The organism is Streptomyces sp. NPDC058295 (genome assembly GCF_042880655.1).
Taxonomy (GTDB): domain Bacteria; phylum Actinomycetota; class Actinomycetes; order Streptomycetales; family Streptomycetaceae; genus Streptomyces; species Streptomyces coriariae.
In genome coordinates this window covers 209,176-235,226 of sequence record NZ_JBHVYO010000010.1, presented here as the reverse complement: position 1 = coordinate 235,226, position 26,051 = coordinate 209,176, and the positions used below count along the sequence as shown (strand labels likewise).

Below are 26,051 nucleotides of genomic sequence, written 5' to 3'. Positions count from 1 at the left end.
ACGGGGGTGGTTGGTCCATGACGCCACAGCGCAACACCGGGGCGGGCGCGGAAGCGGAACTTCCGGAATACGCCGGCCACTACCACCTGGACGAACGTCTGGGCTCCGGTGGCATGGGCGTGGTGCACCTGGCCCGGAGCACCTCCGGGATGAAGGTCGCGGTGAAGGTCGTCCATGCCCAGTTCGCCCGGGATCCGGAGTTCAGGGGCCGTTTCCGGCAGGAGGTGGCCGCCGCTCGACGGGTGAGCGGAGCGTTCACCGCGCCCGTCGTCGACGCCGATCCGGAGGCCGAACGGCCTTGGATGGCGACCCTGTTCATTCCCGGTTCGACGCTCGCCGAGCAGGTGAAGCAGAACGGCCCCATGCGCTCGGGCGAGTTGCGGCGACTGATGGCCGGGCTCGCGGAGGCGCTGCGGGACATCCACCGGGTCGGGGTCGTGCACCGGGATCTGAAGCCGAGCAACGTCCTGCTGGCCGAGGACGGGCCGAAGGTCATCGACTTCGGCATCTCCCGGCCGAAGGACAGCGAACTGCGCACCGAGACCGGCAAGTTGATCGGTACGCCGCCCTTCATGGCGCCGGAGCAGTTCCGGCGGCCTCGGGAGGTGGGGCCGGCCGCCGACATCTTCGCGCTCGGGTCGGTGATGGTGCACGCGGCGACGGGACGCGGGCCGTTCGACTCCGACAGTCCGTACGTCGTCGCCTACCAGGTCGTGCACGACGAGCCGGATCTGACCGGCGTGCCGGGGAACCTCGCGCCGCTGGTGGTGCGTTGTCTGGCCAAGGAGCCCGAGGACCGGCCCACGCCGGACGAGTTGATGCGGGAACTGCGGTCGGTGGCGGCGTCGTACGACACACAGGCGTTCATACCGTCGCAGCGGACGCTGGAGGAGGCCGAGTCCGCGGGCGCGGCGGGGCCGGACGGGGCGGAGGGGCCCGCGGGGGCACCGGGCCGGGCGAAGGTGCGGCCGCGCAGCCGGCGTCGGCGGGTGGCGCTCGCGGTCGGCGCGCTCGTCGTCGTCCTCTCGGGCGGCGCGGTCCTCGCGACGCAGCTGCCCGGCGAGGACGACCCGGGCCGGGACGCGCGGGGCGAGGCGGGCGGCTCGCAGTCCGCGTCGCCGGCCTTCACCCCCTGGAGCACGCGACCGGCGAAGGGCAGCACCGGCGCGGGTGCCGGTGCGGGCACGGGCGGCATGCCCCAGTGCACCTACGACGCGCGGCGGCTGCTCTGTGTCCAGAAGGGGCTGGTGTCGGCACTGGACGCGTCCGACGGGCGGGTGCTGTGGCGGCACGTCCTCACCGACGACGACGGGCCGAGCCAGGCCCCGGTGCTCTCGGGCGGGCTCGCCCAGGTGATCACGCACTCGGGCAAGCGGCTGGAGGCGCTCGACCCGGCGTCGGGCGCCACCCGCTGGCAGCGCGACCTGTCGGACTACCCGGGTGTCCGGAGCGTCGGCGGCACCCTGTTGCTGACGGCGGCCGACAACACGGTGACCGGGGTGGACGCCGCGACGGGGAAGTCGGTGTGGAGCCGGCGCATTCCGGGGTTGAGCGAGCCGTACTTCACGGCGTTCCCGAAGGATCCGCTGGCGTACGCGTCGACCACGTCGAACGACGGGCACACCCGGATCACGGCCGTGGATCCCGCGACCGGGAAGGTGCGCTGGGACGAGCGGCTCAGCGGCACACTGCGTCTCGTGGGCACCGCGGACGGCAGCCTCGTCCTGCTGTCCCAGGACGACGCCTACGGCTCGGTCGAGGCCGTGGTCCGTTACTCCCCGCAGGACAAGGGGTCGGTGCGGGTGAAGCTGCGTGTCGCGCTCCAGGAGGCGCAGGCGACCGTGCAGGGCGACCGGGTCTACCTCCTGGCCTTCGACGGATCGCTCGTCGCCGTCGACACGGTCCTGGACAAGCAGGTGTGGTCCCTGCAGACGTCGGTGAGCCGGGGTTCGGTACCGGCCGCCGACGGCGAGCACGTCTACTTCAGCGGCGCCGACGGACGGCTCCTCGCCGTGGACGCCGAGAAGGGCAAGCTCGTCGGGCAGACGGCGCTGCGGCTCGGCGCCAACTCGGACGAGGTGGTGGCCACGCTGCCCGCGCCCGAGGCGGTCGACGGCCACGTCTACGCCGGCGCCCCGGACGGAACCGTCTTCGCGGTGGACGGACGGGACCCGACGGACTGGTGAGAGCGGACGGGTGACGGGCTGCCGATGACGGCGGACGGGTGACGGCCGACAGACGCGACGCTTGCCGATGACGGCCGACCGGTGAGACGCGCCGAGGGCCGCCTCCGTACGACGGAGACGGCCCTCACCGCACGCTTGCCTGACTGCCCGGTGATACCTGCCCTGTGATGGCTGCCCGGTGATGACTGCCGGGTGGTGTTCGCCGGGTGGTGAGTGCCTGGCAGGTGAGCGCCAGGTGCCGGGCGTCAGCCCAGCTTGGACACGTCCCGCACCGCGCCCTTGTCGGCGCTCGTCGCCATCGCGGCGTAGGCCCGCAGGGCGGCGGACACCTTGCGCTCGCGGTTCTTCGGGGCGTAGACGCCGCCGAGGGCCGCCTCGCGCCGCGCCAGCTCGGCGTCGTCGACGAGGAGGTCGATCGTGCGGTTCGGGATGTCGATGCGGATGCGGTCGCCGTCCTCGACGAGGGCGATGGTGCCGCCGGAGGCCGCCTCGGGCGAGGCGTGGCCGATCGACAGGCCCGAGGTGCCGCCGGAGAAGCGGCCGTCGGTGATCAGGGCGCAGGTCTTGCCGAGGCCGCGGCCCTTGAGGAAGGACGTCGGGTAGAGCATCTCCTGCATGCCCGGGCCGCCCTTGGGACCCTCGTAGCGGATGACGACGACGTCGCCGTGCGTCACCTGCTTGTTGAGGATCTTCTCGACGGCCTCCTCCTGCGACTCGCAGACGACGGCCGGGCCCTCGAAGGTCCAGATCGACTCGTCGACGCCGGCCGTCTTGACCACGCAGCCGTCGACGGCGATGTTGCCGCGCAGGACCGCGAGACCGCCGTCCTTGCTGTAGGCGTGCTCGGCGGAGCGGATGCAGCCGCCCTCGGCGTCCACGTCCAGCGCCTCCCAGCGCTCGGACTGGGAGAAGGCCTCGGCGGAGCGGACGCAGCCGGGGGCCGCGTGCCACAGTTCGAGCGCCTCGGGCGAGGGGGAGCCGCCACGGACGTCCCACGTCTTCAGCCAGTCCGCCAGGGACGGGCTGTGGACCGAGAACACGTCCTCGTTGAGCAGGCCCGCGCGGTGCAGTTCGCCGAGCAGGGCGGGGATGCCGCCGGCGCGGTGCACGTCCTCCATGTAATACGTGCGGTCCTTCGCCACGTTCGGCGCGACCTTGGCCAGGCAGGGCACGCGGCGCGAGACCTCGTTGATCTCCTCCAGGCCGAACGGGACGCCCGCCTCCTGGGCGGCGGCGAGGAGGTGCAGGATCGTGTTGGTGGAGCCGCCCATCGCGATGTCGAGGGCCATCGCGTTCTCGAAGGCCGCGATGGTGGCGATGTTGCGGGGCAGGACCGTCTCGTCGTCCTGCTCGTAGTAACGGCGGGTGATGTCCATCACCGTGCGCCCCGCGTCCTCGTACAGCGCCCGGCGGGCCGTGTGGGTGGCCAGGACCGAGCCGTTGCCGGGGAGGGAGAGGCCGATGGCCTCGGTCAGGCAGTTCATCGAGTTGGCGGTGAACATGCCGGAACAGCTGCCGCAGGTCGGACAGGCGTTCTCCTCGATACGGAGGATGTCCTCGTCCGAGATCTTCTCGTTCACGGCCTCGGACATCGCGTCGACCAGGTCGAGCGTGCGGACGGTGCCGTCGACGAGGGTGGCGCGGCCGGACTCCATCGGGCCGCCGGAGACGAAGACCGTGGGGATGTTCAGCCGCAGGGCCGCGTTCAGCATGCCCGGGGTGATCTTGTCGCAGTTGGAGATGCAGATCAGGGCGTCGGCGCAGTGCGCCTCGACCATGTACTCCACGCTGTCCGCGATCAGGTCGCGGGAGGGCAGGCTGTACAGCATGCCGCCGTGGCCCATCGCGATGCCGTCGTCGACGGCGATCGTGTTGAACTCGCGCGGGATGCCGCCGGCCGCGGTGATCGCCTCGCTGACGATCCGGCCGACCGGCTGGAGGTGCGTGTGGCCGGGCACGAACTCGGTGAAGCTGTTCGCCACCGCGATGATCGGCTTCCGGCCGATGTCCGCACCGGGTACACCGGAGGCGCGCATAAGGGCGCGGGCGCCCGCCATGTTGCGGCCGTGGGTGACTGTGCGGGACCTCAGCTCGGGCATCGTCGCTCGCTCCTTCAGAGACTGCGATCAGAGACTTCTGACTGCTAACGAGCGTACGCCGGTCATCCAGGGGTCGGACACGGTGTCCGTATACCGGGACGTATGTCTCACCTCCGAGCCCGCGTCCCGGCCACGTCCGGGCCGCATACGGGCCGCGTCCGGCCGCGTCTCACGGCCCGGTCAAGTGCCCCTGTACGACCGGTGCCACGCGCGCGATGATCAGCTCCAGGTCCGCCGAGGCCAGCGGCTCCACCTTGATCACGTATCGCAGCATCGCGCAGCCCACCAGCTGCGCCGCCGCCAGTTCGGCGCGCAGCTCGGCGTCCGGCAGCTCGAGCCGGCCGGCGATCCGGCGCAGCACCTGGGTGGCGACCAGGCGGCGGAAGACGGCGGCCGCGGTGTCGTTGTTCACGGCCGAGCGCACGATCGCCAGCAGGGGCTTGCGGGTCGCCGGGTTCTCCCAGATGCCGAGGACGAAGCGGGCGAGCCGCTCGCCGACCTGGTCCAGCGGGCCGTCGGCGACCGCTTCCGGGGCGCCCAGCGCGGGCCCGAAGGCGACCTCGACGGCCGCCTCGAAGATCTGCTCCTTGGTGCCGAAGTAGTGGTGCACCAGGGCCGGGTCCACGCCGGCGGCCTTCGCGATACCGCGTACGGACGTCTTGTCGTAGCCCCGCTCGGAGAACTCCTCGCGGGCGGCCGTCAGGATCAGGTCCCTGGTGTCCGCCGACTCCGAACGAGGGGGGCGGCCGCGCTTGCGGGCGGTGACGCCGGTCATCGGCGGGGCACCTTCGCCGTGGGGGGCGGGGCCGACGACGAGGCCGTCGACGAGGCGGAGGCCAGGTGCAGGCGTGTGAAGGCCAGGGCTTCCGCCAGGTCGGCCTCACGTTCGGCGCTCGACATCGCGCGCCGTGTGTTGACCTCGATGACGACGTGCCCGTCGAAGCCGGTCAGCGCGAGCCGTTCCAGCAGCTCGGCGCAGGGCTGGGCGCCGCGGCCGGGGACCAGGTGCTCGTCCTTGGCCGAACCGTTTCCGTCGGCGAGGTGGACGTGGCCCAGGCGGTCGCCCATGCGGTCGATCATCTGCATCGCGTCCGCGCGGGCCGTGGAGGCATGGCTGAGATCGATGGTGAAGTGCCGGTAGTCGTCCTTCGTGACGTCCCAGTCGGGCGCGTACGCGAGCATCTCGCGGTCGCGGTAGCGCCAGGGGTACATGTTCTCGACGGCGAACCGTACGTCCGTCTCGTCCGCCATCCGCCAGATGCCCGTGACGAAGTCCCGCGCGTACTGGCGCTGCCAGCGGAACGGCGGGTGGACGACGACCGCGGACGCGCCGAGCTTCTCCGCCGCCGCGCGGGCCCGCTGGAGCTTGGTCCACGGGTCGGTCGACCACACCCGCTGGGTGATGAGCAGGCAGGGGGCGTGGACGGCGAGGATCGGGATCCGGTGGTAGTCGCTGAGTCTGCGCAGCGCGTCGATGTCCTGGCTGACGGGGTCGTTCCAGACCATGACCTCGACGCCGTCGTAGCCGAGGCGCGCGGCGATCTCGAACGCCGTCGCCGTCGACTCCGGGTAGACCGAGGCCGTCGACAGGGCGACCTTCGCATCCGGGATCCGCACGACTGGCTCTGCCATGGGGGACAGGTTACGGGGTGCGGTCACCCGGGTGCGGGGCCCCCGGCCGCCGTTGTGGTGTTCGCCACGGGAGGGCGCGCGTACGGCCTGCTGGCCCGTGCCCGCGGGGCGGAGCCGGCCAGGTCGCACCCGCGCGTCCGCGGGTCCGTCACTCCGACCTCATGTGATCGAGTTTGCGCAGGATGACGCCCTCCCTGAGCGCCCAGGGGCAGATCTCCAGGTTCTCCACGCCGAAGAGGTCCATCGCCCCCTCCGCGACCAGCGCGCCCGCCAGGAGCTGGTTGGCGCGGCCCTCGGAGACGCCCGGGAGTGCCGCTCGCTGGGCGGTCGTCATGCCCGCCAGGCGGGGCACCCAGGCCTCCAGCGACTCGCGCTTGAGCTGCCGCTGGGCGTACGGGCCGTCGATGGAGCGGGCGGCGCCGGCGATGCGGGCGAGCTGCTTGAACGTCTTCGACGTGGCGACGACGTGGTCGGGGGTGCCGAAGCGCTTGAACTCACCCACCGTGCGGGCGATCTGCGCCCGGGCGTGGCGGCGCAGCGCCCGTATGTCCTCGGGGTCGGGCGGGTCGCCGGGCAGCCAGCCCGCGGTGAGCCGGCCGGCCCCGAGCGGCAGCGAGACGGCCGCGTCGGGCTCCTCGTCGATGCCGTAGGCGATCTCCAGGGAGCCGCCGCCGATGTCCAGGACCAGCAGCTTCCCGGCGGACCAGCCGAACCAGCGGCGGGCGGCGAGGAAGGTGAGCCGGGCCTCCTCGGCGCCGGCGAGGACCTGGAGCTCGACGCCGGTCTCGGCCTGCACGCGCGCGAGGACGTCATCGGCGTTGCTGGCCTCGCGTACGGCGGAGGTCGCGAACGGCAGCAGGTCCTCCACGCCCTTGTCCTCGGCGGCCTGGAGCGACTCCTGGATCACGGCGATCAGTTTGTCGACGCCCTCCGGGCCGATGGCGCCGTCCTCGTCGAGGAGTTGGGCAAGGCGCAGTTCCACCTTGTGCGAGTGCGCCGGCAGGGGGCACGCGCCCGGGTGTGCGTCCACCACCAGCAGATGCACCGTGTTCGATCCCACGTCGAGGACACCGAGTCTCATGTAGGGCACGCTACTGCCCGCAGGGACCTCGGCCGTCCCCGAAGCGGCCCCTGGCGACTTACCCTGGACGAGTGCCAAAGACGAACAAGGCGAAGACCGACAAATCGACCGGCGGTTCTTCGCGGGCGAAGCCGGTGAAGCCACCGAAGAAGTCGAACAAGGCCCAGGCGGCGGCAGCAAAGGCGCCGGCCGCGGACGAGAAGGGTCTCGATTTCGCGCGCGCGTGGGTGGAGTTCCCCGACCCTGCGGACGACGAACAGGTCTTCCGGTGTGATCTGACCTGGCTGACCTCGCGCTGGAACTGCATCTTCGGCAGCGGCTGCCAGGGCATCCAGCCGGGCCGCGCGGCCGACGGCTGCTGCACCCTGGGCGCCCACTTCTCCGACGAGGACGACGAGAAGCGCGTCGCCGGGCATGTGGCGCGGCTCACGCCGGACATCTGGCAGCACCACGACGAGGGCGTCCGGGACGGCTGGGTCTCGGAGGACGACGAGGGCTCCCGCCAGACCCGCCCGTTCAACGGCTCGTGCATCTTCCAGAACCGCCCCGGTTTCGCGGGCGGCGCGGGCTGCTCGCTGCACATCCTGGCGCTCAAGGAGGGCCGCGAGCCGCTGGAGACCAAGCCGGACGTCTGCTGGCAGCTGCCGGTACGCCGGACCTACGACTGGATCGACCGGCCCGACGACACGCGCGTGCTCCAGGTGTCGATCGGTGAGTACGACCGCCGCGGCTGGGGGCCGGGCGGCCATGACCTGCACTGGTGGTGCACGTCCGCGACCTCGGCACACGGCGCGGGCGACCCGGTGTACGTCTCCTACCGCCCGGAGCTGACCGAGCTGATGGGCAAGGCCGGCTACGACCGCCTGGTCGAGCTGTGCGAACAGCGCCTCGCCTCGCAGCTCCCGCTGCTGGCACCGCATCCGGCGGACCCGGCGAACGCGCCGGGCTGAGGGGCTGACGCGCCGGACCGGCGGGCTGAGGGGCTGATGGACGGAGGGGCCGGCGGACTGACGCGCCGGCCCCTCGGCCCTTGTGGGGCCTCCGGGATCCCGGCCCGCGCGGGCCGTGCCGCCCGCGCCGCCTGCGGCCGGCCCCTACGACGTCTCCGGGCTCGGCGGGTCGCTGTCGTCGGACGGCGGGGTCGGATCCTCCGAGGCGGTCGGGGACGGGTCGCCCGGTGTGGGCTCCGGATCGGACGAGGACGGCGGATCGGACGGCGTGGGATCCGGGGAGGGCGGCGCCGGGGGCGTCGGTTCCGGGTCGGACGGCGAGGCCGGGCCGCCGGGGCCGCCCGGTCCCGGGCCGCTGCCCGGGACCGAGGGGCCGGGCGCGGTGCCGTAGCCCTCGATGGAGACGACGGCGCCCGCCGGGGCCACGGCCACGCGCGCGTGCCAGTGCCCGGAGGGCTCGCGCAGATGATCGACGTACACCCTGACCGTCACCGACTCGCCGGGCTTCAGCGTGCCCGTGGAGCGGCTCAGATAGAGCCAGGAGGCCGCCGTGGTCGCCGACCAGCGGACCGGCCCGTCGGCGGCGGCGGCCGCGGTGAGGGTGATGAAAGTGGTGTCACCGCTGTTGGCGGCCGTCACGGAGAGCTTGCCGGCGGCGCTGCTGCCGAGTCCCGTGACGCTGACGACCTCCACGGAGACATCCGGTCCGTCGCCCTTGGGGAGGCCGGCGCCGGGGCGGGTGCTGGCGTTCCCCGCGTTCTCGTAGCCGCCGACCGTCTCGCCGTCGAGGCTGTCGGGGCCGTGCGCCTCGCTGGCGCTGGCCGAGCGGCCCTCGACCCCCTCCCCCGTCGGTGTGCCCCGGTAGGCCGCCCACAGGGCGAGTACGGGAGCGGCGACGACGGTGGCGACGACGGTCGTGGTGACGGCACGCGCGCGGAGTCGCTCCCGGCGGGCGGCCCGGTCCTTGGGGTCCATCGGGAAGCCCCGCCGGTCGTAGCGTGGTGCGGCGGCTCCCCGCGCGCGTGGGAGGTGGCCCATGGCCATGTGCAGCTCCGCGCGGGGCGCCGACAGGACGGGCAGCTCGGCGGGGGTGACACCGGCGCCTGGCCAGCGGCCGGGGACGGCGCGTTCGGCGGCCCGGCGGCAGCGCGGACAGTCGTCGACATGCCGGACGAGCTCGCGGCGCAGGGCGGCGCTGAGCACGAGCTGGTTCTCGCCGGTGAGACGGGCCACACCGGGACAGCCGCCGGTCTCGACGACGGCGAGCGCCGCGCGCGTGCGCTCGACCTCGCAGGCGGCGGAGGCGAGCAGTTCGCGGGCGGCGGCCAGGTCCTTGCCGAGGACGGCGGCCACCTCGTGGGGGGCGAGGTGGTGGCGTACGGCGAGTTCGAGCGCCTCGCGCTGTTCCGGGGTGGTGCCGGCGGCCTCCGGCCAGGCGAGCCGGGTCAGCTCACGCCGCCGCTGCTCCCTGGCCTCGTCGGAGGCGGGCGGCCCTGCCGACGTCGTGGTGGTGGTCGGGGTGCCCGCGGCCGTCGTGGGCTTCGCACCCGGCTGCCGGCGGGCGCCGTTGCGGGCCGCCGCGTGCGTGCCCTGACGTTTCTGCGCGCTCTGACGTTTCTGCTTGGCCTCGGTGAGTTTGCGCAGACACGCCCAGCGGGCCAGCGCGTAGAGCCAGGCCCGGCGGTCGCCCGCCGCTTCGGGGCCACGCTGGCCACGCCGCTCGGCGAACGCGAGGACGTCACCCAGGGCGGCGGTGGCCGCTTCGTGGTCGCACAGGACGGACAGGCAGTAGGTGAACAGGCCGTCAAGGTAGGGCTCGTAGCGCGCAGGGGGTCGCTGCGCGAGCGTGCGCGCCGCGGCGCTGTCGCGCGCCTCCCGGTGCGCCCGGTGTGCGCCGGTCGTGCGGGTCGAGATTTCCGGGCTGCTGCTCATCACCCGTGCGACCGTAGGCGGCCCGGAACTAGGTCTTCTTGTCCCTTGAGTCCTTTTAATCCGTACGGGTGAAACGATCCCTCATAAGGGGACAGGGGAGGGGGGTCCCATGGCTCGTTCGTGACGGGGCGTGGCCAAAACGCAAGGGGTGCCTGCCCTCTCCCGGAGGGCGCGGGCCCGCGCGGGGCGACGAAGAGGCACTCGGGACGGGCACCCGGCGAGGCCGGTTGTCCACAGGCGCGTCCGGCTGTCGGTGGCGGCGGTTACGGTTTCCCCATGGCTGCCCGTACGAAGACCACCAAGGACCGTCCGTCCTACCGCTGCACGGAATGCGGCTGGCAGACGGCCAAGTGGCTCGGCCGCTGCCCCGAGTGCCAGGCCTGGGGGACGGTCGAGGAGTACGGCACGCCCGCGGTCCGTACGACGACGCCGGGGCGCGTCACGACGTCCGCCCTGCCCATCGGCCAGGTCGACGGGCGGACGGCCACCGCCCGCCCCACCGGCGTACCCGAGTTGGACCGCGTGCTGGGCGGCGGACTCGTACCGGGCGCGGTCGTCCTGCTCGCCGGCGAGCCGGGCGTCGGCAAGTCGACCCTCCTGTTGGACGTGGCGGCCAAGTCGGCGAGCGACGAACACCGCACGCTGTATGTGACCGGTGAGGAATCGGCCTCCCAGGTCCGCATGCGCGCCGACCGCATCGGCGCCATCGACGACAACCTGTATCTGGCCGCCGAGACCGATCTGGCGGCCGTCCTGGGTCACTTGGACGCGGTGAAGCCGTCGCTGCTGATCATGGACTCCGTGCAGACCGTGGCCTCCCCGGAGATCGACGGAGCGCCCGGCGGCATGGCCCAGGTCCGCGAGGTCGCCGGCGCCCTGATCCGCGCCTCCAAGGAACGCGGCATGTCCACGCTTCTGGTGGGCCATGTCACGAAGGACGGCGCCATCGCCGGCCCCCGCCTCCTCGAACACCTCGTGGACGTCGTGCTGAGCTTCGAGGGAGACCGCCACGCGCGCCTGCGCTTGGTGCGGGGCGTCAAGAACCGCTACGGCGCCACCGACGAGGTCGGCTGCTTCGAACTGCACGACGAGGGCATTACAGGCCTTACCGACCCAAGCGGACTTTTCCTGACCCGTCGTGACGAACCGGTCCCGGGTACCTGTCTGACGGTCACCCTGGAGGGCCGCCGCCCCCTGGTCGCCGAGGTGCAGGCCCTCACCGTCGACTCGCAGATCCCCTCGCCCCGCCGCACGACGTCCGGCCTGGAGACCTCCCGGGTCTCGATGATGCTGGCCGTCCTGGAGCAGCGCGGCAAGATCAGCGCGCTCGGCAAGCGGGACATCTACTCGGCGACGGTCGGCGGCGTGAAGCTCTCGGAACCCGCCGCGGACCTGGCGATCGCCCTCGCCCTGGCCTCCGCCGCGAGCGACACCCCGCTGCCCAAGAACCTGGTCGCGATCGGCGAAGTCGGCCTCGCGGGCGAGGTCAGACGGGTCACGGGTGTCCAGCGCAGGCTCTCCGAGGCACACCGCCTGGGCTTCACGCACGCGCTCGTGCCGGGCGATCCCGGCAAGATCCCGGCAGGCATGAAGGTCCTGGAAGTCGCGGACATAGGGGACGCCCTGCGGGTCCTGCCGCGCTCCCGTCGACGAGACGCCCCACGGGATGCGGAGGAGCGCCGGTAGACTTTGCCCTGGTCTCGCCCGTCCGTACGAAACGAGTGCGCGAAACGGGAGCATCCCAGACCTGTGACCGGAGGAGTGCAGTGGCAGCCAACGACCGGGCGGCAGCTCCCGGAAAGTCCGGTGGGAGTTCCGGTGCCGACGGCCTGATGCGCGCCGCGCTGAGCGCGGTGGCTCCCGGCACGGCCCTGCGCGACGGCCTGGAGCGGATCCTTCGCGGCAACACCGGCGGACTCATCGTGCTGGGCTCCGACAAGACGGTCGAGTCGATGTGCACGGGCGGGTTCGTCCTGGACGTGGAGTTCGCGGCCACGCGCCTGCGTGAGCTGTGCAAGCTCGACGGCGGCATCGTGGTCTCCTCCGACCTGTCGAAGATCCTCCGGGCCGGCGTCCAGCTGGTGCCGGACCCCACGATCCCCACGGAGGAGACGGGTACCCGGCACCGCACGGCGGACCGGGTCAGCAAGCAGGTCGGCTTCCCGATCGTCTCCGTCTCCCAGTCCATGCGTCTGATCGCCCTGTACGTCGACGGACAGCGCCGCGTCCTGGAGGACTCCGCGGCGATCCTGTCCCGCGCGAACCAGGCGCTCGCGACCCTGGAGCGCTACAAGCTCCGTCTGGACGAGGTCGCGGGAACGTTGTCAGCGCTGGAGATCGAGGACCTGGTGACGGTCCGGGACGTCTCCGCGGTGGCCCAGCGCCTGGAGATGGTGCGCCGCATCGCCACCGAAATCGCCGAATACGTGGTCGAACTGGGCACGGACGGGCGACTGCTCTCCCTCCAGCTCGACGAGTTGATCGCGGGCGTGGAGCCGGAGCGCGAACTGGTGGTCCGGGACTACGTGCCCGAGCCCACGGCCAAGCGCTCCCGCACGGTCGACGAGGCGCTGTACGAGCTGAACGCGCTCAGCCACGCCGAACTCCTCGAACTGTCCACGGTGGCCCGCGCGTTGGGTTACACCGGCTCCCCCGAGGCCCTGGACTCGGCGGTCTCGCCCCGCGGCTTCCGCCTGCTGGCGAAGGTGCCGCGGCTGCCCGGCGCCATCATCGACCGCCTCGTCGATCACTTCGGCGGCCTTCAGAAGCTCCTCGCCGCGAGCGTCGACGACCTTCAGACGGTGGACGGCGTGGGCGAGGCGCGGGCCAGGAGCGTCCGCGAGGGCCTGTCACGGCTGGCGGAGTCGTCGATCCTGGAGCGGTACGTCTAGCCGGGCGACGCCTCCGGGGCGGCCTAGTCGTCCTTCAGCACGAACGACGTCTGTGCCTTGGCAAACCCCGGCGCCTTCGCCTCCACCAGATACGTGCCCGCTCCGGCCACTCCCGCCGGGGGCGTCGCGCACTCGGGGGCGCTCGGCTTGCGGTCCCACTTCACGGTGTACGTGAAGCTGTTCCCGGCCGGCACCCGGTACAGCAGGCTTCCGGCGGTCCTGGGGCAGTCGGCGGACGACCAGTAGGCGTCGTCGCCGCCTGTCTGGGTGATCGTCAACACCGCGGTCTTCGGCCCGAGATCGACCTTGCAGTCGCTTCCCGAGGCGTTCTTCGCGATCAGCTGGAACGTGGGCGTCTGGTCGGGCGAGTAGGAGTTCTGGACACTGCGCAGGGTCAACGTGACCACCCCGGCTGTGCAGTTGGGCAGGGTCGTCCCGGCCGGCAGCGTCGTCCCCGTACCGCTGCCGCCGCCACTGCCGCCGCTTCCGCTCCCGCTGCCGTTGGCGCCGTCGTCGGTACTCCCGGCTCCCGCCGAGCCACCGGCCGAGCCGCCCGACCCGCTGCCGCCGTCCGCACCCGAGCCCGAGCCGGACCCGCTGGAGGTGCCGTCGCTCGACTCGTCGCGACCACCCGGGTTTTGGCTGATCGCGGGCCCTGATCCGGACGGCCCCGGCGTGATGGAGGAGGCGGGATTCTTGCCGCCGCCGCCGTCGGCACCGTTCTTCTTGCCGCCCCCGCCCGAGGTCACCACCCACAGAGTCAGCAGTGCCAACAAGGCGAACACGGACAGCAGTACGACCCTCCGACGCCAGTAGATGGAGGAGGGAAGCGGCCCGACCGGATTGCGCAGAGATCCCACGGCGCAAACTGTACGAGAGATCGACCGCTTCGCTGGCCCCACCCGCCGCCAGGATCGCAACTTTTCCGGATCATCATCCCGGAAACCGTTTCCGCCGCACCCGACTTCGGTTCGCGCGGCCGCCCCGCCTTGCCGATCGCACCCATTGCACCTCTGGCCACGGCCCCGGGCACGCGCGCGTGACGCGCCCGCGGGACCTCGCCCGGCCGAGTGGCGGTACGCGCGCGTGCCCCGGTCCGCATGGCAGGATCGGAAGGGCCATGACTGCGCCCACGAAGCCCCCGCACCGCTCCCCCGCCCGCTCCGACGCCGACGCCACCGCGGCGGACCTGCACGCCCCGGTGATCGACTGGTTCGACGAGAACGCCCGTGACCTGCCCTGGCGGCGCCCCGAGGCCGGCGCGTGGGGCGTGATGGTCAGCGAGTTCATGCTCCAGCAGACACCGGTCAGCCGCGTGCTGCCGGTCTACGAGCAGTGGCTCGCCCGCTGGCCACGCCCCGCCGACCTGGCCGCCGAGTCCCCCGGCGAGGCCGTACGCGCGTGGGGGCGGCTCGGCTACCCGCGCCGCGCCCTGCGACTGCACGGCGCGGCGGTGGCGATAACGGAACGGCACGGCGGCGACGTACCGTCGGGGCACGCACAGCTCCTGGCGCTGCCCGGCATCGGCGAGTACACGGCCGCGGCCGTCGCCTCCTTCGCCTACGGGCAGCGACACGCCGTCCTGGACACCAACGTCCGCCGCGTCTTCGCACGCGCCGTCACGGGCGTGCGGTACCCGCCGAACGCCACCACGGCCGCCGAGCGCAAGCTGGCCCGCGCCCTGCTGCCCGACGACGAGCCGACCGCCGCGCGGTGGGCCGCCGCGTCCATGGAACTCGGCGCACTCGTCTGCACGGCGAAGAACGAGACGTGCGTGCGCTGCCCGATCGCGGCCCAGTGCGCCTGGCGGCTCGCGGGCAAGCCGGAGCACGAGGGCCCGCCGCGCCGGGGTCAGACGTACGCGGGCACCGACCGGCAGGTCAGGGGCAAGCTGCTCGCCGTCCTGCGGGAAGCACACACCCCCGTGCCGCAGGCCGCCCTCGACCGGGTGTGGCACGAGCCGGTGCAACGCGCGCGTGCGCTGGACGGTCTCGTCGCGGACGGACTCGTGGAGCCGCTGCCGGGCGGGCTGTACCGCCTGCCGCTGACCTGACGCACCGTCATTTCACAGGTACGCGGCCTCATCACCACCGCCGTCGGGCTTTTGTCACGCCCGACGGCCGAACAAATCGCTGCATAGCCGGGCCATTCAGCCTGTGTCTCTACCCCAAACCTCTTTCCGTTACACAACCGACGGACAGCTGAGCGCTGGCCGCAGGCTGCCTCGGACAACGCCGTGACAACAGCTCCGTAGCTTCATTTGCGTACCCGGCAGGACAACGAGGGCTACAGACCACAGGCAGTGAACCGGCGGCGGCAGTCCGCCGGTACGGGGAATCGGAGGCGGTTGACCATGGCACAGGGCGAGGTGCTCGAGTTCGAGGAATACGTCCGCACGCGGCAGGACGCGCTGCTGCGCAGCGCCCGCCGCCTGGTCCCGGACCCGGTCGACGCGCAGGACCTCCTCCAGACCGCGCTGGCCCGGACGTACGGCCGCTGGGACGGCATCGCGGACAAGCGACTCGCGGACGCCTACCTGCGCCGGGTCATGATCAACACACGTACGGAGTGGTGGCGGGCCCGCAAGCTCGAGGAGGTGCCGACCGAGCAGCTCCCGGACGCCCGCGTCGACGACTCCACCGAGCAGCACGCCGACCGCGCCCTGCTGATGGACGCGATGAAGGTGCTCGCTCCTAAGCAGCGCAGTGTCGTGGTGCTGCGACACTGGGAGCAGATGTCCACGGAGGAGACGGCCGCTGCCCTCGGCATGTCGGCCGGAACGGTCAAGAGCACGCTGCACCGGGCGCTCGCCCGGCTCCGCGAGGAGCTGGAGGCCCGCGATCTGGACGCACGCGCGCTGGAGCGTGAGGAGCGGGAGCGTTGCGCGGCGGCCTGACCGAGGCCGGGCCCACACCGGCCCGAAGCACCATCCAGGCGGCGATCACGGCGATGTCCGTGCTCGCCGCCCTCGCCCTTTTCGTCTCCGCCTGCGCGACCGGCGGCACCGGCGCCCGTGACGAGGGTCCGGCTCGCTCCGACGCGGTGGCGGGCACCACCGCCTCCCCGTCGTCCGTCTCCACCGGCCCCCCCGACCGGACGAAGGCGGTTCGACTGATCAAGGACGACCCCGAGGTCTCGGCCGAGGTCAAGCGCGACCTGAAGCCCTGCGTCGGCGACGAGTACCCGGTGGACGTGTCGTACGGCGAGCTCACCGGCGGCTCCGGCGACGACATCATCGTCAACGTGCTCACCTGCGGTGATGCCGTCGGCGTGGGCTCCTACGTGTACCGGAAGGACGACGACGGCTACCGGAACGTCTTCCAGGCCGAGGAGCCTCCCGTCTACGCGGAAATGGACCGGGGCGACCTGGTGGTGACCAAGCAGGTGTACGAGAAGGGCGACCCGGTCTCGGACCCGTCCGGTGAGAACGTGATCACGTATCGCTGGACCTCGGGCCGCTTCGTGAAGGAGTACAGCTGGCACAACGACTACAGCAGCGTCGTCGGTGACGAGCCGACGGTCGCGCCGGAGACCGGCTGACCTGCCCCGACGCGTCCTGCCGAAAAATCCCGCGCCGGCGTGAACCGATCGGGCCGCTCGTTCCGATCAATGGGTGGACGGGCGAGGACGAGCGGGAGGGGCAGGCACGCACAAGGACGGACCGCACGGAGAACGGACATGGATCGCGCGCGAAGTGAACGCTCGCCGTGCTCCACGCGTCCAAGCAAGGGACACCCCCGACGGTTCACCGAGAGGTGAGCGACAGGACGCAGGCGGAAGCCCGTCAGACTGACGACCCGCACGCACACGAGACCGCATACGAGAACTGAGAGCACCGGGATGGCAGACCAGACCCACGTCCTGTTCGTCGAGGACGACGACGTCATCCGCGAGGCCACCCAGCTCGCCCTCGAGCGGGACGGCTTCGTGGTCACCGCGATGCCCGACGGCCTGTCGGGCCTGGAGGCGTTCCGTGCCGACCGCCCCGACATCGCGCTGCTGGACGTCATGGTGCCCGGCCTGGACGGCGTGAGCCTGTGCCGGCGCATCCGGGACGAGTCCACCGTGCCGGTGATCATGCTGTCGGCGCGCGCCGACTCCATCGACGTCGTCCTCGGCCTGGAGGCCGGCGCCGACGACTACGTGACCAAGCCCTTCGACGGCGCCGTGCTGGTGGCCCGGATCCGCGCCGTGCTGCGCCGCTTCGGTCACGCGGGCGGCGGCGACCGCACCGAGCCCGCCGCCTCCACGGCCGGTGGTGTGCTGTCGTTCGGCGATCTGGAGATCGACACGGAGGGGATGGAGGTGCGCCGGGCCGGACAGCCGGTGGCGCTGACCCCGACCGAGATGCGCCTGCTGCTGGAGTTCTCCTCCGCTCCGGGCACGGTCCTCTCGCGCGACAAACTGCTGGAGCGGGTGTGGGACTACGGCTGGGGCGGCGACACCAGGGTCGTCGATGTCCATGTGCAGCGGCTGCGGACGAAGATCGGTCAGGACCGTATCGAGACGGTCCGCGGTTTCGGCTACAAGTTGAAGGCCTGAGCGGGGCAGGGGCAGGAGGATGCGGGGGATGATCCGGCAGCTGGTTCCGGCTCGCAGAGAACGCGTGGGCATCCGTACGGGGCTGCGGTGGAAGCTGAGCGCGGCGATCGCGCTGGTCGGCGCGCTGGTGGCGATCGCGCTCAGTCTGGTCGTGCACAACGCCGCACGCGTGTCCATGCTCGACAACGCGCGCGACCTCGCCGACGAACGCGTCCAGATCGCCCAGCGCAACTACGAGTGGACGGGGCGGCGGCGGCTGAACTTCCCCAACATCAAGATCGACGACCCCAGACTGCCGCCGTCGTTGCGGGAGAAGGTCCAGGAGGGCCGCCGGGCCACGTTCGTCTCCGACCGCACCGGAGGGGTACCGGACATCTGGGCGGCCGTGCCGCTCAAGGACGGGCACGTTTTGTCCCTGCACACCGGCTTCACCGACCGCAGCACGGACATCCTCAACGATCTCGACCAGGCCCTGGTGATCGGCTCCATCGCGGTCGTGCTCGGCGGCAGCGCGCTCGGCGTGCTCATCGGCGGGCAGCTCTCGCGCCGGCTGCGCAAGGCGGCGGCCGCGGCGAACCAGGTCGCCAGCGGCGAGTCGAACGTGCGGGTGCGGGATGCCATAGGCGGGGTCGTACGGGACGAGACCGACGATCTGGCGAGCGCGGTGGACGCCATGGCGGACGCGCTCCAGGAGCGGCTGGAGGCCGAGCGCCGGGTCACCGCGGACATCGCCCACGAGCTGCGCACCCCGGTGACGGGACTGCTGACGGCCGCCGAGCTGCTCCCGCCAGGCCGGCCGACCGAACTGGTCCTGGACCGGGCGAAGGCCATGCGCACCCTGGTCGAGGACGTGCTGGAGGTGGCCCGTCTCGACGGCGCCTCGGAACGCGCCGAACTGCAGGACATCGTGCTGGGCGAGTTCGTGGCCCGACGGGTCGCGGCCAAGGACCCGGACGTCGAGGTGCGGGTGGTGCACGAGTCGATGGTCACGACCGACCCCCGGCGCCTGGAGCGCGTGCTGTTCAACCTGCTGGCCAACGCCGCCCGGCACGGCAAGCGGCCGATCCAGGTCACCGTCGAGGGCCGGGTCATCCGGGTCCGCGACCACGGCCCCGGTTTCCCCGAGGACCTGCTCGCCGAGGGGCCCAGCCGCTTCCGCACCGGCAGCGCCGACCGGGCCGGGCACGGACACGGTCTCGGGCTCACCATCGCCGCGGGCCAGGCCCGGGTACTCGGTGCCCGGCTGACCTTCCGCAACGTACGGCCCGCGGGGGCCCCTGAGCACATACCCGCCGAAGGCGCCGTCGCCGTCCTGTGGCTGCCCGAGCACGCGCCGACGAACACGGGAAGCTACCCGGTGATGCCGTGACGGTGGACACCGTGGCAGGGCCGGGGGCGGGGCGCTTCCGCTAAGCCGCGGTTCTCGCCGCGGGGAAGCCGCCGGCCCACGGCATCGCGCAACGCCCCGGATCAGGGAGGTGCCGCGGCCGGCATGGACGGTCCGGTCCTCCCCCCCCGGCACCGGGAGAGCGGCGTCGGCTCGGGGGTACCAAAGCGCAGGCCCCCCGGGGGCGGACACCGCCGGGGGGCCTGCGCTCACCTCTAGCGCGGTCAGACGGCCTCGACCAGAGGCGGCTGCGTCGCGGCCGCGTCTTCGGGCGACTCGCCGTCCTTCTGCGGACCCGCTCCCTTGAGCGGGACCTCCTTGACGAACACCGCCGCCACCAGTGCGGTCACCGCCACCACGGCCCCCAGCAGGAACGCCGAGTGGGTGCCGGACGACACCGCGTGCTGGTAGGCCTCCCGGGCCGCGACGGGCAGCTTGGCCAGGCTGGCCGCGTCCAGTTGCGCGGACTGCTCGGTGATCTTCGAACCCAGCACGCCGGCCCGCTCGGACATGACGTCCTGGACGCGGTTGTTGAACAGCGCGCCCATGATCGCGACACCGAAAGAGGAGCCGAGCGTACGGAAGAGGGTGGTGGACGAGGACGCGACGCCCATGTCCTTCATCTCGACGCTGTTCTGCGCGACCAGCATCGTGATCTGCATGAGGCAGCCCATGCCGAGACCGACGACGGCCATGAACACACCGGAGGTGAGGCGGCTGGTCCCGGTGTCCATGGTGGAGAGCAGGTACAGACCGATGACCATCGCGACGCTGCCGACCAGCGGGAAGATCTTGTACTTGCCGCTGTTGGTGGTCACCCGGCCCGCCACCATCGAGGTGACCAGCATGGCGCCGAGCATCGGCAGGAGCAGCAGACCGGAGTTGGTCGCGGAGGCACCCTGCACCGACTGCTGGTAGAGCGGCAGGAAGAGGGTGGCGCCGAACATCACGAAGCCGGTGACGAAGCCGATGATCGACATCAGGGTGAAGTTGCGGCTGCGGAAGATGTGCAGCGGCACGATCGGCTCGGCGGCCCTGGTCTGCCAGAACACGAACCCGATGAGCGAGGCGACGCCGATCCCGATGAGCTCCATGATCCGCGCGGACGACCAGGCGTACTCCGAGCCGCCCCAGGTGGTGACGAGGACGATGGAGGTGATGCCGACGGTCAGCAGGGTGGCGCCCAGGTAGTCGATCCGCGACTCCGAGCGCTTCCTCGGCAGGTGCAGAACGGCGCTGATGAGGGCCAGCGACACCACGCCGAGCGGCAGGTTGATGTAGAAGGACCAGCGCCAGCCCCAGTTGTCGGTGATGGTGCCGCCGACCAGCGGGCCACCGATCATCGCGAGCGCCATGACGCCGGCCATCATGCCCTGGTACTTGCCGCGCTCCCGCGGCGGGATGAGGTCACCGATGATTGCCATGACGCCGACCATCAGACCACCGGCACCGAGGCCCTGGATCGCGCGGAAGCCGATCAGTTCGCCCATGTTCTGGGCCATGCCGCTCAGTGCCGAGCCGATCAGGAAGATCACGATCGACGTCATGAAGGCGCCCTTGCGCCCGTACATGTCGCCGATCTTGCCCCAGATCGGGGTGGAGGCCGCGGTCGCGAGGGTGTACGCGGTCACGACCCACGACAGGTGCTCGAGCCCGCCGAGCTCGCCCACGATCGTCGGCATCGCCGTGCCCACGATCATGTTGTCGAGCATCGCGAGCATCATCGTGATCATCAGCGCGAGCAGGACGACCCGCACGCTCCTCGGTGGTTTCTCCGCCTCGGTCTCGACTGTCTTCGTGTCCGCCATGATTGCCACTCCCCTGGGCTTCCCCCCGGTCGGCCACTTACTTGCCGCCCGGCTAGTTCACTACACTGGGAAGGTAGACCTGCAACTAGCCGGGCGTCAAGTAAGTTTCCGCATCTAACTAGCCGGACGGCAAGTAAGTTTCGCGGAGACGCGAGGACCACGAGAATGGACGTCACCATGGACGGCACGAAGCAGCAGCGGCGCGGCAACACCCGCCAGCGCATCCAGGACGTCGCGCTCGAACTCTTCGCCGAGCAGGGCTACGAGAAAACCTCCCTCCGCGAGATCGCGGAGCGCCTGGAGGTCACCAAGGCGGCCCTGTACTACCACTTCAAGACCAAGGAAGAGATCATCGTCGGCATCTTCACGGATCTGACGAAGCCGATCGAGGACCTGATCGAGTGGGGCGGGAACCAGCCGCACACCCTGGACACCAAGCAGGAACTCGTACGGCGCTACAGCAAGGCCCTCTCCGAGGCGACCCCGCTCTTCCGCTTCATGCAGGAGAACCAGGCGACGGTGCGGGAACTCCAGATCGGCGACTCGTTCAAGGACCGCTTGCGGAGCCTGCGCGACATCATCATCGACCCGGACGCCCCCCTCTCCGACCAGGTCCGCTGCGTGAGCGCCATCTTCACGCTGCACGCCGGCATGTTCTTCCTGCAGGACCTCGAAGGCGACCCCGAGGACAAGCGCGCAGCCGTCCTCGAGGTCGCCATCGATCTGGTGACACAGGCGCACCAGGGCACCTGATCACATCGGCGTCAGACCTTGACGCCCTTGCTGTGCAGGAAGGTGACCGGGTTGATCGCCGAACCGTAGTTCGCGGTCGTACGGATCTCGAAGTGCAGGTGGGGACCGCTGGAGTTGCCGGTGCTGCCGGACAGGGCGATCTTCTGGCCCGTCTTGACGATCTGGCCGACCTTCACGTGGATGCTCGAGAGGTGGGCGTACTGCGAGTAGACGCCGTTGGCGTGCTTGATCACGACGGCGTTGCCGTAGGCGGGGCCGTCACCGGCGCCGTTGCCACCGGCCTTGACCACGGTGCCGCCGTGCGCGGCCATGACCTTGGTGCCGGTCGGCACGGCGAAGTCCTGACCGCTGTGGGTGGACTGCCACATCGCGCCGGCCTGGGCGTAGCCGGCGGACAGCGTGTACTTCTTCACCGGGTCGACCCAGGAGGCGGCCGAGGCGGCCGTCTTGGCCGCGGCGGGCGCGGCGGCGGACGCCACTCCGCTCCCCAGCACGACCGAGGCGCCCAGGGCGGCGGCGCCGACGACCACGCGAGTGCGGAGCTGGGACGTACGGGAAGAACGGAACGTGACGCGCTGGAACATCGAAGACCTCATGGGGACGGGGACAGAGGAAACCACCCGGCGAGAACCTCCGCCGCGGTGGCCATCCCTTGGTAACCCCGAGGCCCACAGACCCCCAAACGTGTGATCTACGACGTAACCTAGTACTTCACCCCAAAACTTCCCACTTCTTGACAGAACCCCCTTTCCGGACACATGCGACGCTCGCCCACTCTGGAGGCCTGAGCGAGGATCGGGACCACTGCGGCGTTCGTCCTTTTTAGTCCGATTTGGGTTACGACTACCCCGCCTAGTAGGGTCCGGATCGCCTGTGCGCCATGTCACCGGCCGTCCCCTGCAAGGGACTTCGGAATGTGACGGCGACTACTCCCGTCCCCCGCAGGGCACTTGTGACCCCGCTCACGTCGCGTGCACGGGTCTGTGATCGGGCTCTCATCGGCCTCTACCGTCCAGTAACCCGCTGGTTCCCCTCAGGCCACCCCCAGCGATCAGCATGCTCACGACACCGGCACTGCAAGGACGCGAGAGGACCCCACACATGACCAGAGGCAGCTGGACGCGCCGTATCGCCATGACCGCCGTGGCGACGGCAGCCGTCACGGGACTGGCCGTACCGGTCGGCGCCCAGGCCGCGACGGCCACCGGCACCTCCACCGTCGCCACCGCGGCCGCCGCCGAGGACGTCGACTACGCCACCTGGCAGCAGGACTGCCAGGCCGTGATCGACAAGGCCCTGCCGACGCTGAAGCAGCGCATCGCCGCCACCAAGCCGGGTGAGAAGCAGGCGATCGTCTTCGACGTCGACAACACCACCCTGGAGACCGACTTCGGCTTCAGCTACCCCCAGCCGGCCAACAAGCCGGTTCTCGACGTGGCCAAGTACGCCCAGGAGCACGGCGTCTCCCTGTTCTTCGTCACCGCCCGCCCGGGCATCATCTCCGGGGTGACCGACTACAACCTCAAGCACGTCGGCTACAAGGTCTCCGGCCTCTACGTGCGCGGCTTCCTCGACCTCTTCAAGGACGTCGCCGCCTACAAGACCGCCCAGCGCGTCGCCATCGAGTCCAAGGGCTACACGATCATCGCGAACATCGGCAACAGCGCCACCGACCTCTCGGGCGGCCATGCCGAGACGACGTACAAGCTGCCGGACTACGACGGCCAGCTGTCGTAGCTCCCCGCCCGGCCGCGCGGAGCCCGCGGAGCGCACACGGTGCCGCGGAACGCGCGCGGTGCCCACCGACGCGGGCTGTGCTCACCGGACGCGTGCTGTGCCCTTGGAACGCGTGCGGTGCCCACCGGACGCGTGGGGTGCCCGCGCATGCGAAAGGGGCCGGTGCTGTGAAGCACCGGCCCCTCTCTGCGCTCAGCCCCCGAAGGGTCAGGCGTCCTTGCTCAGGTTCGGTCCGGCGCCGCCGGCCGCCTGCTCGATCGGCGGGACGTCGGGCAGAGCCGACTTCTCCTCGCCGCGGAAGGTGAAGGTCTTGGTCTCACCCTCGCCCTCGGTGTCCACGACCACGATGTGACCGGGGCGCAGCTCGCCGAAGAGGATCTTCTCCGAGAGCGTGTCCTCGATCTCGCGCTGGATGGTGCGACGCAGCGGACGCGCACCCAGCACCGGGTCGTAACCCTTGGTGGACAGCAGCTCCTTGGCGGACTGGGAGAGCTCGATGCCCATGTCCCGGTCCTTCAGGCGCTCGTCGACCTTGCCGATCATCAGGTCGACGATCCGCAGGATGTCCTCCTGCGTCAGCTGCGGGAAGACGACGACGTCGTCGACGCGGTTGAGGAACTCGGGGCGGAAGTGCTGCTTGAGCTCGTCCGAGACCTTGTTCTTCATGCGCTCGTAGTTCGACTTCTTGTCGCCCGAGGCCGCGAAGCCCAGGTTGAAGCCCTTGGAGATGTCCCGGGTGCCGAGGTTGGTCGTCATGATGATGACCGTGTTCTTGAAGTCCACGACCCGGCCCTGGGAGTCGGTCAGACGACCGTCCTCCAGGATCTGGAGCAGCGAGTTGAAGATGTCCGGGTGGGCCTTCTCGACCTCGTCGAAGAGAACGACGGAGAACGGCTTGCGGCGGACCTTCTCGGTCAGCTGACCGCCCTCTTCGTAGCCCACGTATCCGGGGGGCGAACCGAAGAGACGCGACACCGTGTGCTTCTCGCTGAACTCCGACATGTCGAGGGAGATCAGCGCGTCCTCGTCGCCGAACAGGAACTCGGCGAGCGCCTTGGACAGCTCGGTCTTACCGACGCCGGACGGACCGGCGAAGATGAACGAACCACCGGGACGCTTCGGGTCCTTGAGGCCCGCACGCGTACGGCGGATCGCCTTCGACAGCGCCTTGACGGCGTCGACCTGGCCGATGACCCGCTTGTGGAGCTCGTCCTCCATGCGCAGCAGGCGGCTCGACTCCTCCTCGGTCAGCTTGAAGACCGGGATGCCGGTGGCGGTCGCGAGGACCTCGGCGATCAGCTCGCCGTCGACCTCGGCGACGACGTCCATGTCGCCGGCCTTCCACTCCTTCTCCCGCTTGGCCTTGGCGGCCAGGAGCTGCTTCTCCTTGTCGCGGAGGGAGGCGGCCTTCTCGAAGTCCTGCGAGTCGATCGCGGACTCCTTGTCGCGGCGGACGCCGGCGATCTTCTCGTCGAACTCGCGCAGGTCCGGCGGCGCGGTCATCCGGCGGATGCGCATCCGGGAACCGGCCTCGTCGATCAGGTCGATCGCCTTGTCCGGCAGGAAGCGGTCCGAGATGTACCGGTCGGCCAGGGTGGCGGCCTGGACCAGCGCCTCGTCGGTGATCGAGACACGGTGGTGCGCCTCGTACCGGTCACGCAGACCCTTGAGGATCTCGATCGTGTGCGGCAGGGACGGTTCCGCGACCTGGATAGGCTGGAAGCGGCGCTCGAGGGCCGCGTCCTTCTCCAGGTGCTTGCGGTACTCGTCCAGCGTGGTCGCACCGATGGTCTGGAGCTCACCGCGGGCCAGCATCGGCTTCAGGATCGAAGCGGCGTCGATGGCGCCCTCGGCGGCACCCGCACCGACCAGCGTGTGCAGCTCGTCGATGAACAGGATGATGTCGCCGCGGGTGCGGATCTCCTTGAGGACCTTCTTCAGGCGCTCCTCGAAGTCACCGCGGTAGCGGGAACCGGCGACCAGGGCGCCGAGGTCCAGGGTGTAGAGGTGCTTGTCCTTGAGGGTCTCGGGCACCTCACCCTTGACGATGGCCTGGGCGAGGCCTTCGACGACGGCGGTCTTGCCGACGCCGGGCTCACCGATCAGGACCGGGTTGTTCTTGGTGCGGCGGGACAGCACCTGCATGACCCGCTCGATCTCCTTCTCGCGCCCGATGACCGGGTCGAGCTTGGACTCACGAGCGGCCTGGGTGAGGTTCCGGCCGAACTGGTCGAGGACCAGGGACGTGGAGGGAGTGCCCTCCGCAGGACCACCGCTGGCACCGGCGGTCTCCTTGCCCTGGTAACCGGAGAGCAGCTGGATGACCTGCTGCCGCACCCGGTTCAGATCTGCGCCCAGCTTGACGAGGACCTGGGCGGCGACGCCCTCGCCCTCGCGGATCAGGCCGAGCAGGATGTGCTCCGTGCCGATGTAGTTGTGTCCCAGCTGAAGGGCCTCGCGGAGCGACAGCTCCAGGACCTTCTTGGCACGGGGGGTGAAGGGGATGTGCCCGGACGGGGCCTGCTGGCCCTGGCCGATGATCTCCTCCACCTGCTGGCGGACCGCCTCGAGCGAAATCCCGAGGCTCTCAAGGGCCTTGGCGGCGACACCCTCACCCTCGTGGATCAGGCCCAGGAGGATGTGCTCGGTGCCGATGTAGTTGTGGTTGAGCATCCGGGCTTCTTCCTGAGCCAGGACGACAACCCGCCGCGCGCGGTCGGTGAACCTCTCGAACATCGTTAATCGCTCCTCAGAGCGGTCAGGCAGTGGGGGGAACTTCCCCTCCCTGTCCTTCCGCAGCTTAGTCCCGCAAGCGGGGACCGCTCATTCCAACTGCCGACACCGTCGATGGCCTCCTGACCCCGAACGCCGACATCTGCTCCAACCCGATGGTGCGAGACGATGTTCCCGCAGGCCAGGCAGTTACCCCAGTCGCCAGTACGCCGATGGCGAACGTGAGACAGCCTTTCCTGCGTGTCGCCCCCTCCCACTAGGGATGTCTTACCCGCTGCAACCGACAGTCCATGCCGTGCGCACCGGTCCCCTCCGCTATG

General features: G+C 70.9%; 20 protein-coding genes. 11 read left to right on the top strand and 9 right to left on the bottom strand.

What is annotated here, in order from left to right:
- The first annotated feature begins 17 nt into the window (after positions 1-17).
- Positions 18-2,186 (top strand): serine/threonine-protein kinase, encoded by a 2,169-nt coding sequence (locus tag ACFVYS_RS13800; RefSeq protein WP_389501778.1) that lies wholly within the window; start codon positions 18-20, stop codon positions 2,184-2,186.
- 245 nt (positions 2,187-2,431) lie between these two features.
- Here the strand turns inward: ACFVYS_RS13800 and ilvD are convergent, their stop codons facing one another.
- From ilvD to ACFVYS_RS13780, 4 genes are all read right to left on the bottom strand, one after another.
- On the bottom strand, positions 2,432-4,285 hold the full coding sequence (ilvD, locus tag ACFVYS_RS13795) for a dihydroxy-acid dehydratase (RefSeq protein ID WP_389501776.1): 1,854 nt from the start codon (positions 4,283-4,285) through the stop codon (positions 2,432-2,434).
- A gap of 169 nt (positions 4,286-4,454) precedes the next feature.
- Positions 4,455-5,060, bottom strand: coding sequence for a TetR family transcriptional regulator (locus ACFVYS_RS13790; protein ID WP_389501774.1), 606 nt, complete (start codon positions 5,058-5,060; stop codon positions 4,455-4,457).
- Complete coding sequence (locus ACFVYS_RS13785) at positions 5,057-5,917, bottom strand: sugar phosphate isomerase/epimerase family protein (RefSeq protein ID WP_389501772.1); 861 nt, start codon at positions 5,915-5,917, stop codon at positions 5,057-5,059. Before ACFVYS_RS13785 ends, ACFVYS_RS13790 begins: the two co-directional genes overlap by 4 nt.
- Positions 5,918-6,065: 148 nt before the next feature.
- On the bottom strand, positions 6,066-6,998 hold the full coding sequence (locus tag ACFVYS_RS13780) for a Ppx/GppA family phosphatase (RefSeq protein ID WP_389501770.1): 933 nt from the start codon (positions 6,996-6,998) through the stop codon (positions 6,066-6,068).
- Positions 6,999-7,069: 71 nt separating this feature from the next.
- Here ACFVYS_RS13780 and ACFVYS_RS13775 point away from each other — a divergent pair, with 71 nt between their 5' ends.
- Positions 7,070-7,948 carry a hypothetical protein gene (locus tag ACFVYS_RS13775; RefSeq protein ID WP_389501768.1) on the top strand — a complete coding sequence of 293 codons (879 nt, stop codon included), beginning with the start codon at positions 7,070-7,072 and terminating at the stop codon, positions 7,946-7,948.
- Positions 7,949-8,092: 144 nt separating this feature from the next.
- Here the strand turns inward: ACFVYS_RS13775 and ACFVYS_RS13770 are convergent, their stop codons facing one another.
- Positions 8,093-9,880 (bottom strand): hypothetical protein, encoded by a 1,788-nt coding sequence (locus ACFVYS_RS13770; protein WP_389501766.1) that lies wholly within the window; start codon positions 9,878-9,880, stop codon positions 8,093-8,095.
- Between the two features lie 276 nt (positions 9,881-10,156).
- Here ACFVYS_RS13770 and radA point away from each other — a divergent pair, with 276 nt between their 5' ends.
- Together radA and disA are read left to right on the top strand one after the other, a co-directional pair.
- Complete coding sequence (radA, locus tag ACFVYS_RS13765; RefSeq protein WP_389501764.1) at positions 10,157-11,566, top strand: DNA repair protein RadA; 1,410 nt, start codon at positions 10,157-10,159, stop codon at positions 11,564-11,566.
- A gap of 80 nt (positions 11,567-11,646) precedes the next feature.
- Complete coding sequence (gene disA / locus ACFVYS_RS13760; protein ID WP_384124343.1) at positions 11,647-12,771, top strand: DNA integrity scanning diadenylate cyclase DisA; 1,125 nt, start codon at positions 11,647-11,649, stop codon at positions 12,769-12,771.
- Between the two features lie 23 nt (positions 12,772-12,794).
- On the opposite strand, the gene ACFVYS_RS13755 is transcribed toward disA, so the two are convergent.
- A complete protein-coding gene (locus ACFVYS_RS13755; RefSeq protein ID WP_389501762.1) occupies positions 12,795-13,631 on the bottom strand; it encodes a hypothetical protein in 837 nt (278 codons plus the stop codon).
- Between the two features lie 260 nt (positions 13,632-13,891).
- On the opposite strand from ACFVYS_RS13755, the gene ACFVYS_RS13750 reads away from it, so the two are divergent.
- From ACFVYS_RS13750 to cseC, 5 genes are all read left to right on the top strand, one after another.
- The gene (locus ACFVYS_RS13750; RefSeq protein WP_389501760.1) at positions 13,892-14,824 is read left to right on the top strand and encodes an A/G-specific adenine glycosylase; all 933 of its coding nucleotides are present in this window, start codon (positions 13,892-13,894) and stop codon (positions 14,822-14,824) included.
- 300 nt (positions 14,825-15,124) lie between these two features.
- Positions 15,125-15,667 carry a SigE family RNA polymerase sigma factor gene (locus ACFVYS_RS13745; protein ID WP_020132466.1) on the top strand — a complete coding sequence of 181 codons (543 nt, stop codon included), beginning with the start codon at positions 15,125-15,127 and terminating at the stop codon, positions 15,665-15,667.
- On the top strand, positions 15,652-16,311 hold the full coding sequence (locus ACFVYS_RS13740; RefSeq protein ID WP_389501758.1) for a hypothetical protein: 660 nt from the start codon (positions 15,652-15,654) through the stop codon (positions 16,309-16,311). Before ACFVYS_RS13745 ends, ACFVYS_RS13740 begins: the two co-directional genes overlap by 16 nt.
- Before the next feature lie 300 nt (positions 16,312-16,611).
- Positions 16,612-17,313 carry a two-component system response regulator CseB gene (cseB, locus tag ACFVYS_RS13735; protein ID WP_020132468.1) on the top strand — a complete coding sequence of 234 codons (702 nt, stop codon included), beginning with the start codon at positions 16,612-16,614 and terminating at the stop codon, positions 17,311-17,313.
- Between the two features lie 19 nt (positions 17,314-17,332).
- Positions 17,333-18,682, top strand: a complete 1,350-nt coding sequence (gene cseC, locus ACFVYS_RS13730; RefSeq protein WP_389501756.1) for a two-component system sensor histidine kinase CseC — start codon at positions 17,333-17,335, stop codon at positions 18,680-18,682.
- 242 nt (positions 18,683-18,924) lie between these two features.
- Here cseC and ACFVYS_RS13725 read toward each other — a convergent pair whose 3' ends face one another.
- Positions 18,925-20,508, bottom strand: coding sequence for an MDR family MFS transporter (locus tag ACFVYS_RS13725; protein ID WP_389501754.1), 1,584 nt, complete (start codon positions 20,506-20,508; stop codon positions 18,925-18,927).
- Between the two features lie 165 nt (positions 20,509-20,673).
- On the opposite strand from ACFVYS_RS13725, the gene ACFVYS_RS13720 reads away from it, so the two are divergent.
- On the top strand, positions 20,674-21,261 hold the full coding sequence (locus ACFVYS_RS13720; RefSeq protein ID WP_389501753.1) for a TetR/AcrR family transcriptional regulator: 588 nt from the start codon (positions 20,674-20,676) through the stop codon (positions 21,259-21,261).
- An 11-nt stretch (positions 21,262-21,272) separates the two neighbouring features.
- On the opposite strand, the gene ACFVYS_RS13715 is transcribed toward ACFVYS_RS13720, so the two are convergent.
- Positions 21,273-21,845, bottom strand: coding sequence for a M23 family metallopeptidase (locus tag ACFVYS_RS13715; protein ID WP_389501751.1), 573 nt, complete (start codon positions 21,843-21,845; stop codon positions 21,273-21,275).
- Positions 21,846-22,362: 517 nt separating this feature from the next.
- Between ACFVYS_RS13715 and ACFVYS_RS13710 the strand changes: the two genes are divergently transcribed.
- A complete protein-coding gene (locus tag ACFVYS_RS13710; RefSeq protein WP_389501749.1) occupies positions 22,363-22,998 on the top strand; it encodes an HAD family acid phosphatase in 636 nt (211 codons plus the stop codon).
- 207 nt (positions 22,999-23,205) lie between these two features.
- Here ACFVYS_RS13710 and ACFVYS_RS13705 read toward each other — a convergent pair whose 3' ends face one another.
- Positions 23,206-25,734: an ATP-dependent Clp protease ATP-binding subunit gene (locus ACFVYS_RS13705; protein ID WP_327184397.1), complete on the bottom strand. Its 2,529-nt coding sequence runs from the start codon at positions 25,732-25,734 to the stop codon at positions 23,206-23,208.
- Positions 25,735-26,051 lie beyond the last annotated feature (317 nt).